13 protein-coding genes are annotated in these 12,540 nt (G+C 36.3%); 7 read left to right on the top strand and 6 right to left on the bottom strand.

Annotated features, from left to right (window positions below; genetic code table 11):
• Positions 1-4: 4 nt before the first annotated feature.
• Positions 5-601 carry an HPP family protein gene (locus ACNFU2_RS05210; RefSeq protein ID WP_172278587.1) on the bottom strand — a complete coding sequence of 199 codons (597 nt, stop codon included), beginning with the start codon at positions 599-601 and terminating at the stop codon, positions 5-7.
• Positions 602-611: 10 nt separating this feature from the next.
• Positions 612-1,508, bottom strand: coding sequence for an arginase family protein (locus tag ACNFU2_RS05205; RefSeq protein WP_273648218.1), 897 nt, complete (start codon positions 1,506-1,508; stop codon positions 612-614).
• A 172-nt stretch (positions 1,509-1,680) separates the two neighbouring features.
• Here ACNFU2_RS05205 and ACNFU2_RS05200 point away from each other — a divergent pair, with 172 nt between their 5' ends.
• The 4 genes from ACNFU2_RS05200 to hisS all read left to right on the top strand — a co-directional run bounded on the left by ACNFU2_RS05200 (position 1,681) and on the right by hisS (position 4,781).
• A complete protein-coding gene (locus ACNFU2_RS05200; RefSeq protein ID WP_172278583.1) occupies positions 1,681-2,016 on the top strand; it encodes a single-stranded DNA-binding protein in 336 nt (111 codons plus the stop codon).
• Positions 2,017-2,029: 13 nt separating this feature from the next.
• Positions 2,030-2,485: an HRDC domain-containing protein gene (locus tag ACNFU2_RS05195; protein ID WP_228456952.1), complete on the top strand. Its 456-nt coding sequence runs from the start codon at positions 2,030-2,032 to the stop codon at positions 2,483-2,485.
• A gap of 203 nt (positions 2,486-2,688) precedes the next feature.
• Complete coding sequence (locus ACNFU2_RS05190) at positions 2,689-3,321, top strand: MgtC/SapB family protein (RefSeq protein ID WP_273648217.1); 633 nt, start codon at positions 2,689-2,691, stop codon at positions 3,319-3,321.
• A gap of 92 nt (positions 3,322-3,413) precedes the next feature.
• Complete coding sequence (hisS, locus tag ACNFU2_RS05185; protein ID WP_306612568.1) at positions 3,414-4,781, top strand: histidine--tRNA ligase; 1,368 nt, start codon at positions 3,414-3,416, stop codon at positions 4,779-4,781.
• A gap of 53 nt (positions 4,782-4,834) precedes the next feature.
• Here the strand turns inward: hisS and ACNFU2_RS05180 are convergent, their stop codons facing one another.
• The gene (locus ACNFU2_RS05180) at positions 4,835-5,776 is read right to left on the bottom strand and encodes a ketopantoate reductase family protein (RefSeq protein ID WP_418124009.1); all 942 of its coding nucleotides are present in this window, start codon (positions 5,774-5,776) and stop codon (positions 4,835-4,837) included.
• Positions 5,777-5,935: 159 nt separating this feature from the next.
• Here ACNFU2_RS05180 and ACNFU2_RS05175 point away from each other — a divergent pair, with 159 nt between their 5' ends.
• Entirely contained in the window at positions 5,936-6,598 is a 663-nt protein-coding gene (locus ACNFU2_RS05175; RefSeq protein ID WP_418124007.1) for a GNAT family N-acetyltransferase, read from the top strand.
• A gap of 60 nt (positions 6,599-6,658) precedes the next feature.
• Positions 6,659-7,459, top strand: a complete 801-nt coding sequence (locus ACNFU2_RS05170) for a class I SAM-dependent methyltransferase (RefSeq protein ID WP_418124006.1) — start codon at positions 6,659-6,661, stop codon at positions 7,457-7,459.
• A gap of 50 nt (positions 7,460-7,509) precedes the next feature.
• Here the strand turns inward: ACNFU2_RS05170 and ACNFU2_RS05165 are convergent, their stop codons facing one another.
• From ACNFU2_RS05165 to ACNFU2_RS05155, 3 genes are all read right to left on the bottom strand, one after another.
• Positions 7,510-7,746: a YtxH domain-containing protein gene (locus tag ACNFU2_RS05165; protein WP_172278571.1), complete on the bottom strand. Its 237-nt coding sequence runs from the start codon at positions 7,744-7,746 to the stop codon at positions 7,510-7,512.
• A gap of 97 nt (positions 7,747-7,843) precedes the next feature.
• Entirely contained in the window at positions 7,844-8,686 is an 843-nt protein-coding gene (locus ACNFU2_RS05160; protein WP_418124005.1) for an isoaspartyl peptidase/L-asparaginase, read from the bottom strand.
• 124 nt (positions 8,687-8,810) lie between these two features.
• Positions 8,811-9,698, bottom strand: coding sequence for a cyanophycinase (locus tag ACNFU2_RS05155; RefSeq protein WP_172279675.1), 888 nt, complete (start codon positions 9,696-9,698; stop codon positions 8,811-8,813).
• A 199-nt stretch (positions 9,699-9,897) separates the two neighbouring features.
• Between ACNFU2_RS05155 and cphA the strand changes: the two genes are divergently transcribed.
• A complete protein-coding gene (gene cphA, locus ACNFU2_RS05150; RefSeq protein WP_418124004.1) occupies positions 9,898-12,525 on the top strand; it encodes a cyanophycin synthetase in 2,628 nt (875 codons plus the stop codon).
• The last annotated feature ends 15 nt before the right edge of the window (positions 12,526-12,540 follow it).

Genomic DNA, 12,540 nt, shown 5'->3' with positions numbered 1-12,540 from the left:
AATATTATTTTTTCATTTTGTGTTGATGCTTTTTCTTTAACAACCGCAGAAATCTTGTATGGTTGGGATAACTTCTGTTGGAGGTAATATTATTGAAAAATAAAGCAACAAGAAGCAGGATGATACACCCCGATAGAACAGGAGATAATGCATACCAATATCCCAGTTCCGGAATTTTTCCTGATGAGGTAACGGCGATCAACGCTGTAGCACCACCGGGTGGATGCAGGGTTTTCGTATACTGCATCAGAACGATTGAAAACGCAACAGCCAACGGAGCTGACAGCCATAGCACGTCGGGAACTATTTTATAAATCGTTACACCCACCAATGCTGAAAGAACGTGACCTCCTACAAGATTCCGGGGTTGTGCCAACGGACTTTGAATGGCTCCATAGATTAAAACGCTGGATGCCCCGAACGAGCCGATCAGAAAAATGTTCTCCTGTTCCAAAAGATAGTGCGACTGGATGAATGCAATGATTCCGATTCCAAAAAATGCACCTAAAAAAGACCAGAAATGTTCTTTGTAATCGACAAGAGTTTCTTTATAAATTACATATTTCGAAACCCTTAGTGTTCTTTTTATTTTCTGCTTCATGAATTCTTCTTTATTTTTTTATTATCTGGGTTAAATTTTCAACAAATGCCTTTGTGTAGACGCCTTGCTTATCGTAGTCAGGGTCTAATATAGTAATTTCTATTCCAAAACATTGGTCATTCTCAATCAATGGGGTCAGAATTTCCCGGAGGTTATTATAGTCGATTCCATCTTCTGTTCTGCTATCAACAGCCGGCATAATCTGATCATTCAATACATCAACATCGAAATGAATGAAAAAACCATCCAAACCTTTCTGTTGAATCATTTTTAAAAAATCTTCAGCCGTTTTGCTGAAACCATTTTTACGTAGACTTTCCAGATCATAATAATGAACGCCTGAATTAATAACCTGGTTTACATAGTCTTCATCGTCTGTTTCTGCATTCCCTACACAGAAGATGTTTTCTTCAAGAAAATAGGGCCTCAGGCCACGAATATTGGTGAGTTTTTGATGTCCCATTCCTGAAACGATAGCCAGATCCATTCCGGCTACGCCACCACTTGATGAAAGTTCAGGTGGAATATAGTCAGTATGCCCGTCAAGATAAAACAAACCAAAATTTCCCAGCTTTTTAAGGGCGATTGCAGTTCCTATTAAAATACTGCAGTCACCGCCAATGATTACATTGAGGGTGTCTTTATCATAGTTTTTCAGGATCAGGTCAGATTGCTTTTGGGCATATTCAATGATTCGATCTGGATTTTTTACCTGGGTTTCTTCATCAAAATCCATTGCATAGTCAGGACCATTAAGTCTCAAAATATTCTTAGGATGGAGCTTAGCATGAAAATTAAGTTTTCGAAGCCAATCCGGAAGTTTTTTTACTCCGGGCTCTGTTTCATGTTCTTTTTTAGTAAGGCCTAGATTAAAAGGAAATTCAAAGATGTTGATCTCTTTTTTCATACCATGAATATTTAATCAAAGGTACGGATTATCCGTTTACAAACGACTACAAATGAATTTAAATAGTTTATAACCGACTTTAATGGGCTGGGATGGCAATCTTTGCAACAGAGATTTGAGAAAGCAGTGAACGTCTCTTATCTGATAATATTAATCTTTAAAATTTATAGTTATGTCACTAAGAAACAAAGTAACATTAATCGGTTACACAGGAAAAGAAGTAGAAATGATCAACTTCGACAGTGGGAATGTAAAAGCAAGCGTGTCTTTAGCAACGAGTGATCACTACACCAATGCAAAAGGTGAAAAAGTAGAAGAAACACAATGGCATAATCTGATTGCCTTTGGAAAAGTTGCGGAGATCCTTCAGAAGTATGTTCCCAAAGGAAAAGAAATCGCTATTGAGGGAAAGCTTACCTACAGATCTTACGATGATAAAGATGGTGTAAAAAGGTATATTACAGAAATAAGGGTTGATGAAATCCTGCTGTTAGGGGGTAATAAATAATACAAAAACACAGATGATGAGAGTAAAAGTTTTTAAAATAAGGCTGCCCGAAGAGTATCTGTATACAGATCAGCAGGCATTGGACGATTTTCTCGGAAATCATGAAATTATTAAAACGGAAACCGCTTTTGTACACGACGAGCTTTACTGGTCAGTTGTCTTATACTTCGAAGAACTGAAAGCAGGAGTATCTGCTGTAAAAGAATCCAAAAGTGTAAAATATTCGGCAGAAAATGAAATGCTGAATAGGGATGAAGAAAAAATTCTCGATGCCCTGAAATTATGGAGATCGGAAAAAGCAAGAGAGCAAAATCTCCCAATTTATTTTATAGCCAGTAATAAAGAGCTGTTATCCGTAGCAAAATATAAACCGGCAAAAAAAGCAGAATTATTAGACATCAAAGGTTTCGGAAAACATAAAATAGAAAACTATGGTGAAGAGATTATAGAAATTCTGGAAAGTATCTGATTTACTAATTGATCAAACACAAATTGTGAAACAATGAAAAGCTGGGGGACCTGTATTCCTTCAGCTTTTTCCATACCTATTTATGTTATGAAACCTACCGGTAAATAATGGGCACACGTACTGAAAACTGATAATATTTTTTTATAAGACATTTGTAAATAAAACAAAAAAATAATAATTTGACATAGGCAAAAAAAAGATAAATGATTAGTATAAACGATATACTCCCTATAGTATTTTCGATTGTAATTGGAGGAATCATCGGGATCGAAAGAGAGTACCAGTTAAAATCTGCAGGACTTAGGACAATGATATTAGTGACATTGGGTTCGTGTATGTTTACCATGCTATCTTTGAGTCTTGGTGTCGAGGGAAGTCCGGATCGGATTGCAGCTAATATTATTACAGGAATCGGCTTTGTAGGGGCGGGAGTTATTTTTAAGGAGGAAAACAGGGTATCCGGACTTACAACAGCTGTGACTATTTGGATTTGTGCGGCACTGGGTATGACGATAGGTGCGGAATATTATAAGGAAGCTCTTATCGGTTCCCTATCTGTAGTTTTACTTTTGGTCCTTTTCAAATACATACAGAACGTTATCGATAGGATTACAACCCGCTATACTTATCAGATTACCCTTTCTTATAATGATGAAGTGGTGGATAAATATGAAGCCCTTTTCAAAGAATACGGACTAAAATCGAGCAGGGGTAAACAGATGAGGATCGGAGAGAAATATACGATCATATGGCGTGTACAGGGAGCTTTGAAAAATCATGAGGCTTGTACAAAAATACTGTTTAATGATAAGGGAATTGATGAGTTCAAATTTTAAATAATTAAAATCTTCCGGAATTTAAAAAGTCCTTTCAATTCCTTATTTTTGCAAGACTTATCAATTATTATTTATCATTTACCTATTATAGAATGAAGCCAAGCTTAGCAAAAGGAACGAGAGATTTTACCGCACAGGAAGTTTCAAGAAGAAAATATATCATTAATATTTTACAGAATAACTTTCAATTATTTGGATTCCAGCCTTTGGAGACACCAAGTTTTGAAAATCTTTCGACATTAACGGGGAAATATGGAGAAGAGGGAGATCGGTTAATTTTTAAGATTCTGAACTCGAGCATCAATGAAGCTAAAGAAGATAAAAAGACACAGATGCTTACCGATTTTCAAAAAGCATTGGATAAGCCTTTCAGTTCAGAAAGTCTTACGGACAAAGCTCTTCGCTATGATCTTACCGTACCTTTTGCGAGATTCGTGGCAATGAATCACGGGCAATTAACATTTCCATACAAACGATATCAGATTCAACCGGTTTGGAGAGCTGACCGCCCTCAAAAAGGAAGGTTCAGGGAGTTTTACCAGTGTGATGCCGATGTAGTAGGCAGTGAAAGTCTTTTACAGGAAGTAGAGCTGATTCAGCTGTATCTGAAATCTTTCTCAGACTTGAAAGTTTCGGTAACGATTCATGTCAACAACAGGAAAATCCTTTCCGGATTGGCAGAATATGCAGGAATTACAGATAAGCTTATTGATTTTACTGTAGCACTTGATAAATTGGATAAGATTGGAAAAGACGGTGTAATCAAGGAATTGCTTGAAAGAGGAATTTCCCCGGAATCTATCGATAAACTAGATTTCTTATTCTCTCAATCGGATGATGCTTTGGAAAACCTTCTTCAGCTGAAGGAAAAATTTGTAGGAAATGAAATAGGATTGAAAGGAGTAGAGGAACTGGAGTTTGTTCTTACGCAATCTTTAAGTCTTGGCGTAGACTTGCAGAACCTTGTTTTCGACATTACATTAGCAAGAGGGTTGGATTATTATACAGGAGCTATCTTTGAAGTGAAAGCCGATGAAGCTCAAATGGGTTCTATCGGTGGTGGTGGAAGATATGATAATCTTACGGCTGTATTCGGGGTTAAAAATATTCCGGGTATCGGTATTTCTTTCGGATTAGACAGGATTTATCTGGTTATGGAAGAGCTAGGTCTTTTCCCGGAAGAGGCTGCGTCGAAAGTAGAATATTTGTTTGCTAATTTCGGAGGGGAAGAAACACTTGAAGCTCTAAAGCTGATTATTCAACTCAGAGCAAAGGGGATTTCTGCCGAGCTTTATCCTGAAAGTGCAAAAATTAATAAGCAATTCACTTATGCGGAAAAAAAGGGAATTAAAAACCTGGTATTCCTGGGTGAAGAAGAGATTAAAAACAGAACAGTGACTTTTAAAAACCTTGAAGCCGGAGAGCAAAAAACAGTTTCTTTGGAAGAGTTTTTGGGATAGTCTAGATTAATAACTAAAAAGAGTCTTCTTATCAAGATAAGAAGACTCTTTTTTTATTTTATCTTAGCCTTTATTTCATTATATATTTTTTGAGTAAAAGGTACTTTGATTCCGTTTTCATTTCCGTATTTGATAATTGCTCCTGCAAATAATTCCAGTTCACTTTCTTTTTTTCCGGAATTAATATCCAATTGAAGGGAAGTAGGAGTTTCATGAGGAAATGCTGATGCTTTTTCAAAAGTATTCTCGATGATATTATCTTCAAGTAAAATCCCCTTTTTATCTGCAATTGCTTTTATTTCCTTCATTATTTCTTCTGCCTCATTTTTTTGTGCAGGATCTGTACAAACGGTACCAATAGAGGAGTTGTATTTAGCTGTTACCAGTCCGAAACTTGCTATAAAAGTAAATTTGGTCCAGATATCAGTTAAGGCATCATCTTTAAAATCAAAATCGATCCTGCTTTCTTTGAGAACATTGATTACCCAATCTATGTTTTGGGAAAAATTTTGTGGATCCCTGCCAATAATCAACTTTCCAGTTTTCCCTTTATGTTCTACAACTCCTTTTTCTTTTATATGAGAAGCCACATAAACACATGAAGGCAATATAACATGAGCAGGAATTATTTTTCTTATTCTGTCATAAATATCAGCACCATTCATCATAGGTAATAAAATGGTATTTTCAGTAATGACTTCTTTCAGTTCTTGACAAACTCTTTCCAGGTCGTATTCTTTTACACAAATCAATACAAGATCAGGTTTTACAATTTCCCGGATATTTTCATAAACTGAATTAGCCCATGTTTTACTATATCGGTGTTCAGTGGAAATTAAGGTCAAGCCTTCCGCTTTCACTTTTTTATAGGTTTCACCTCTTGCAACAAATGATATGATATATTGGTGGAAAGTTTCATTATTCTGGCTTATTTTAAAGCCAAAATAGCCACCTACACCTCCTAAACCTATGATTACAATATGTTTTTTATTCATGAAATTATTTTTTATCTGTTTAAAACCTGGCCTTTAATAATACACTATGTTAAAGATGGTGATTTATTTTAATATTTTGAGATGTATATAATCTATATTTATTGTGAGATAAGATCAATCAATTATTATATTTATGTCAACATTTTTAATAGCCTTATCATGAAAAATAAAGCTTCAGCCGAAATATTAGAAAAGTGGTTGAAAGGATGGTCGTTATCAAGAGAATTACCTTTACCGGTTGCATATAAATCCGGTTTTACTGTTGATGTCAATGCTCCTATGCAGAAAAAGCGATATCTGTTTTCTGAACCTAATGATGATTTTATTCAGCTGTCGAAAATAATTGATGAACCATGGGTATATCTGAAAGTTTCCTCAGCTTTTGAAACTTTTAAGGATAAAATCCCCTCAAAATGGAAAATTCAGGGTGACCAGTATATGATGTCATGTTTTCATCCCATGGTTGCTTTAAAGCGTGGTCTCCCAGATGACTACACGATTCATCATGACGTGTATAATTCTACGCATGTTGTAAGGGTAATGACCAAAAATGGAAATGAGCAGGGAGCGATAGGAAGAGTTGCTATTGTTGATGATATGGCTGTGTATGATCAGATCATTACAGATGAGAAACACAGAAGAAAAGGACTTGCTTCTTTACTAATGAAAGAGCTTGAAAAAATAGCACTGTCAAAAGGCGCCCGGAATAATTTTCTGGTGGCCACTACAGAGGGTAAATCATTATATGAAACTTTAGGGTGGGAGATTTACAGTCCTTACACTTCTATTGTGATTCCATCCGATGATTCTCTGGATGACTGATTCGGGGAATTAAAATTAAGATTGTTTACAATACACATCATAGCACTTATATGTTCAATCATGGAAAAGAATTATTTAGAAATTAACAGAAACTCCTGGAATGCTAAGGTGGAACCCCATCTTAAATCGGACTTTTATTTTGTTGATGAGTTTTTAAATGGAAGAAGTTCACTCAATTCCATAGAACTCGATCTTTTAGGAAATATTGAAGGAAAAAAGATCCTGCATTTGCAATGCCATTTTGGACAAGATTCAATATCATTATCAAGGCTGGGAGCTGTGGTTACCGGAATTGATCTATCTGACAAAGCTATTGCCACTGCAAGAGATTTGACGAAGAAGTGTGGAACCGATACTGAATTTATTTGCTCTGATGTTTACGATCTTCCCAATGTTTTAAATGAAAAGTTCGATATTGTATTTACAAGCTATGGAACCATAGGATGGCTTCCAGACTTGGATCAGTGGGCGCAGGTTATTGCTCACTTTTTAAAACCGGATGGGAAGTTTATCGTGGCAGAATTTCATCCTGTTGTCTGGATGTTTGATGATGACTTTAATAGGGTTGCTTATAATTATTTCAATGAAAAACCGATCATTGAAACATATAACGGAACGTATGCAGATCCATCAGCCGATATTACTCAGGAATATGTGATGTGGAATCATTCATTGGCAGAGATTATCCAGAATCTAATTAAAAATAACATGACCATAAATGACTTTCAGGAATTTGATTGGTCTCCCTATCCTTGTTTTAAACACATTGTAGAATCTGAGAAAGGTAAATGGAGAATACCGCAATTTGGAAATCATATACCTTTGGTATTTGCATTGGAAGCACAAAAAAAGTCATCGTAAATAAGTATTACGATGACTTTTCTGTATATGAATGTTAAAAAAAACTTGTTTTAACTTAAAGAGTCCTGAGCTTTTGTTTTAGCCTCATCAACTTTGTCCTGAACCTGGGATGCAACATCATTTGCTTTGTTCTTAAGATCATTTCCCCACTTGTTTACATTGTCCTTAACGTTGTTGATTTTGTCCTTTACAGCTTGTTGTTCTTCTGGTGTGGATTTTTTGTACTTCCAATATGCTAAAGCACCTAAACCTAATAAAGCTAATAATCCGTTTGTCTTATTTCCCATGATTTCTATTTTTTTAAATTAATATTAAAAATTTGTTGTTTAGTATCATGTAAATTGCGTGCCAAAAAAATGAAAGCAGTAATAAAAAAATGTTAAATTAATTGAATATTTCAAAATTTTCACCATCAAAACTTGCAAAAACCATCGTAGGATAAGAGTCCTGATGATAGATATTTCCATCTTTATCAATAGCAATCGCACCTGCAAAGCCATCAATAGTTTTTAATTCCTCAAAGGTTTTATGAAATGCATCTTTCAATTTCATTCCATCAGTTACCCGGGTCACAATTTTTGTTGCTGTAGCATTGCTTACAATATCTTCACCTACACCAGTGCAGCTTACGGCACAAAATGAATTAGCGTAATTTCCGGCAACAGTAGCTGAATCAGAAATTCTTCCGGGAATTTCAAATCCTTTTCCACCGGTTGAAGTGGCAACAGCAAGTTTTCCATCCTTGTCTATGGCTACACAGCCTACAGTTCCTTTTCCACCGTTATTGATTTTTGCTTCGTATTCTTTTCTTCTTTGGGGAATTTCTGTAGAGAAATCTTCAAAACCATGTTCTGAAGCATATTTTTTTGCACCACTACCTCCTAAAACACGATCCTCCTCCTTCATTAGATCCTTTGCTACAAATACGGGATTTTTAACATCCTGAATATTAATAACACCACTTAATTTCTGTATTTCTCCATCCATGATCGCTGCACTCATCCGAATGATACCATCACTTTGGATCTGGGAACCGATTCCTGCATTGAACAGGGCATCATCTTCAAGAAGAGATACTGCATACGCTACGGTATCAAAAGCTGAATTGGATTGCAGATAATCAAATGCTTTTTGTGCAATATTTTTTAATGAATTTTGTTTGGCAACTTTTACTTCATGGCTTTGGTCACTTTCGGAAAAGAAACCACCGTGGATGATTATTTTCATATTTTTATTTAAATGAAAGTTGAAGGTGGTAAACTTACGATTATATTGACTATAAATTATAAGGTTTTTAGTTTATATACACTAAAAATTTTCAATTCTTCGCTCTCAATTTTTCGGGATCAAATTATTTGTCCTGTGGAATAGGATTGAATTGTGAATTCTCAATCGTTAATGTTCTTGTGGTAAGGTCATAATGATCGTTCATCGACATGACATGCACGGTAAGGTTATCAATGGATATAGGTTCTCCTAAGTTGATATTGGTAAGATTGGTATCTTTGATAAAACGTCCATCCACGATAATCACAAGACCCGAACCTACAGCAGTCATTACATCATTATGTATAAAAAGACCTGTATCTTCTCCCAATCCGATTCCTAATGTTCTTGGATTATTAACAACTGCCTGGAAAAGTCTTCCGATACGTCCTCTTTGTACAAAGTGGGTATCAATGATTACATTATCAATAAGTCCTAACCCCTGAGTGGTTTTTATTTCTCCTTTTAATAATGCTTCCGAGCTGCTACCCTGATAGATCATGTTTTCTGAAGCTGCAGCAGCTCCGGCAGAAGTTCCGGAATAGATGAAATCCTGCTCCTGGTATTTTAAAAGAATGGTATCGTGGAATCTTGTCCCACCAAGGATAGATGTAAGCCGCAATTGGTCCCCACCGGTAAACATCACCACGTCCGCTGCATTGGCTCTTGCTACCATAGCATCAGAATTGGCTTCTTCCCGGTTATGGATATCCAGAATGTTGACATTTTTTGCGCCCAGAAATTCGAATGCTTTCTTATATTCCGTTCCTACAATCTGAGGGATCTGTGAAGCTGTAGTAACGATTTCTATTACAGAATTTTCTTTGAGCTTAGACTCATTAATGATCTTTCTTAAAATACCTCTTTCAAAAAAATTAAGGTTTTTTTCTATGTTCTGATCATAATCGGTTTCTGCAAAACTTCCTTTATTTACAGCACCTCCGATAACAATTAATTTTCCAACAGGTTTCATCATGTATGCAAATTTAAAAAATTATTAGTACTCGAGGAAATATCAATTATACATAAATTGATTTTGAGGATTTTAAGATTGTTAATAATATTTAATTTTTTTGGGAAATCTTTAAATGGTCTATGGTTTTGTTTATGGTTTTACATTATCTTTGATTTTAGAAGATGTTATTATTAATCAAGAAAAATGCAAATTGACTATGAAAATTGAGAAGATACAGGCCTTACGTGGTCCAAATATTTGGAGCATCAGAAGGAAGAAGCTGATACAGATGCGGTTGGACCTCGAAGAGATGGAGAATTTTCCTACCAATAAGATTGAAGGGTTCAGAGAACGTATAGAAAAATTGATACCTTCCTTGATTACCCATCGCTGTTCGGAGGGCGTAAGAGGAGGCTTTTTTCATAGGGTAGAAACGGGAACCTGGATGGGACATGTTATTGAACACATCGCTCTCGAAATCCAGACTTTGGCAGGAATGGACACCGGATTTGGAAGAACCCGTGAAACAAAAACTCCCGGAGTTTACAATGTAGTATTTGATTATATTGAAGAAAATGCAGGAATTTATGCTGCTGAAGAAGCCGTAAAAATTGCTGAAGCCCTGATCGAAGGAAAAGAATACGATATCAGTGAATGCGTTCATAAATTAAAGGAAATCAGGGAACGTGTTCGTTTAGGTCCTTCTACAGGGAGTATCGTAGAAGAAGCCGTTTCCAGAAAAATTCCATGGATCAGATTAGGAACCAATTCTCTGGTACAATTGGGATACGGAGTTAACCAGCAAAGATTCCAGGCAACGATTACCGGTAAAACAGGTTCAATTGCGGTAGATATTGCATGTAACAAGGAGCTTACTAAAAAGATGCTTCATGATGCGGCAATTCCGGTTCCCATAGGTGACCTTGTGACGGATGAAGAAGGCTTGGAAAAGGTTATTAAAAAAATCGGATATCCGATTGTTCTTAAGCCATTGGATGGGAATCATGGAAAAGGGTCGTCTATCAATGTAAATGATTGGGAAAGTGCTAAAATTGGTCTGCAACATGCCCAGAACTATTCTAAAAAAACGATCGTTGAAAAATACATTACCGGATATGATTTCAGGGTTCTGGTCATTAATAATAAAATGGTTGCAGCAGCCAGACGGGTACCTGCCCACGTGGTAGGTGACGGAGAACATGATATAGCAAAACTGATTGAAAAGGAAAACAAAGATCCGAGGAGAGGTTATGGTCACGAAAATGTTTTAACGGAAATACAAATTGATAAGGATACGATGGAGCTTCTTGAAAAGCTTCAGTATACACTGGAGACGGTTCCTCAGAAAGGAGAAGTCGTTTTCCTGAAATCTACTGCCAATCTTTCTACGGGAGGTACCTCAATTGACGTAACGGATATGGTACATCCTGAAAATATTACCATGGCCGAAAGGATTTCTAAAATCATCGGTCTTGATGTTTGTGGTATCGATATCATGGCTGAAAATCTGACTCAGCCACTCAAAGAAAGTGGTGGGGCCATTATTGAAGTAAATGCAGCTCCTGGATTCAGAATGCATCTTGCTCCGAGTGAAGGTCTTCCGAGGAATGTGGCTGCTCCTGTTGTAGATATGCTGTATCCACAGGGTAAACCTTTTACAATTCCTATTATAGCTGTAACGGGGACTAATGGTAAAACAACCACGACGAGACTGATCTCCCATATTGTTAAAAATAACGGATACAGAGTTGGATTTACAACTTCAGATGGAATCTATATTCAGAATACCATGCTTACAAAAGGAGATACCACAGGTCCGCTTTCCGCTGAATTTGTTTTAAAAGATCCGACTGTAGAATTTGCGGTATTAGAAACTGCCAGAGGAGGAATCCTGCGTTCAGGGTTAGGTTTTTCACAGTGTGATATTGGCGTTTTAACCAATATTAAAGAAGATCACTTGGGGATGAATGATATCCATAATCTAAAAGATCTTACCAGAGTAAAGAGAGTAGTGTTGGATAGTGTAAAGAAAAGCGGCTGGAGTGTAATGAATGCCGATGATGAATATTCAATTCGAATTGTAAATGATCTGGACAGCAATGTAGCAATTTTCAGCTTGGACGAGAATAATTCATATATTAAGAAGTTCGCGAAAGAAGGAAAAATTACATGTGTGTATGAAGAAGGCTTTGTAACCATTAAAAAAGGAGACTGGAAGATCCGCATTGGAAGGGCTAAAGATTTTCCTATTACAATGGAAGGTAAGGCCAAATTCATGATCGCAAATGTTCTGGCAGCAAGTTTAGCCTGCTACCTGTACGGTTTTGGTATTGAGGATATTTCAAATTCACTTAGAACATTTATTCCAAGTGCACAGCTTACACCGGGAAGATTAAATATATTTAAGTTTAAAAATTTCAAGGTTTTAATAGACTTTGCCCATAATCCAAATGGCTACGAGGCGATTGAAGATTATCTTAAAAATGTAGAGTCAACCAAAAAAATTGGAATTATTTCAGGGGTAGGAGACCGGAGAGATGAAGACATACGGTTATGCGGCAAGATTGCGGGGAGAATGTTTGATTACATTATCATAAGAAATGAAAAACATCTTCGGGGAAGGAAAGAAGAGGAAATTAACGGTCTGATTATAGACGGAATTAATGAAGCCGGAAGAGATGTAAGTTATGAAATTATTCCAAAAGAAATTGAGGCATTGAAACATGCTATCGGAATGGCTGAAGAAGGAACATTTATTACTGCCCTGAGCGATGTGATTTCAAATGCGATTGATCTTGTCCAGGAGTATCAGGCTAAAGAATTGCTGGAAGACGATAAAATCTGATTAAGAATATATTGA

The sequence above is a fragment of the Chryseobacterium sp. PTM-20240506 genome (assembly GCF_048296755.1).
GTDB classification, from domain to species: domain Bacteria; phylum Bacteroidota; class Bacteroidia; order Flavobacteriales; family Weeksellaceae; genus Chryseobacterium; species Chryseobacterium proteolyticum.
Note: the sequence above shows the minus strand (reverse complement) of the source record. Positions and strands in the feature narration are given on the sequence as shown.

Bases quoted from the DNA above. Each gene is read 5' to 3' on its own strand.
- ACNFU2_RS05165 (WP_172278571.1), bottom strand. From the start codon at position 7,746: ATGGGAAATAAGACAAACGGATTATTAGCTTTATTAGGTTTAGGTGCT.
- ACNFU2_RS05175 (WP_418124007.1), top strand. From the start codon at position 5,936: ATGAAAAATAAAGCTTCAGCCGAAATATTAGAAAAGTGGTTGAAAGGA.
- ACNFU2_RS05170 (WP_418124006.1), top strand. From the start codon at position 6,659: ATGGAAAAGAATTATTTAGAAATTAACAGAAACTCCTGGAATGCTAAG.
- ACNFU2_RS05200 (WP_172278583.1), top strand. From the start codon at position 1,681: ATGTCACTAAGAAACAAAGTAACATTAATCGGTTACACAGGAAAAGAA.
- cphA (WP_418124004.1), top strand. From the start codon at position 9,898: ATGAAAATTGAGAAGATACAGGCCTTACGTGGTCCAAATATTTGGAGC.
- hisS (WP_306612568.1), top strand. From the start codon at position 3,414: ATGAAGCCAAGCTTAGCAAAAGGAACGAGAGATTTTACCGCACAGGAA.
- ACNFU2_RS05155 (WP_172279675.1), bottom strand. From the start codon at position 9,698: ATGAAACCTGTTGGAAAATTAATTGTTATCGGAGGTGCTGTAAATAAA.
- ACNFU2_RS05190 (WP_273648217.1), top strand. From the start codon at position 2,689: ATGATTAGTATAAACGATATACTCCCTATAGTATTTTCGATTGTAATT.
- ACNFU2_RS05195 (WP_228456952.1), top strand. From the start codon at position 2,030: ATGATGAGAGTAAAAGTTTTTAAAATAAGGCTGCCCGAAGAGTATCTG.
- ACNFU2_RS05205 (WP_273648218.1), bottom strand. From the start codon at position 1,508: ATGAAAAAAGAGATCAACATCTTTGAATTTCCTTTTAATCTAGGCCTT.
- ACNFU2_RS05210 (WP_172278587.1), bottom strand. From the start codon at position 601: ATGAAGCAGAAAATAAAAAGAACACTAAGGGTTTCGAAATATGTAATT.
- ACNFU2_RS05160 (WP_418124005.1), bottom strand. From the start codon at position 8,686: ATGAAAATAATCATCCACGGTGGTTTCTTTTCCGAAAGTGACCAAAGC.
- ACNFU2_RS05180 (WP_418124009.1), bottom strand. From the start codon at position 5,776: ATGAATAAAAAACATATTGTAATCATAGGTTTAGGAGGTGTAGGTGGC.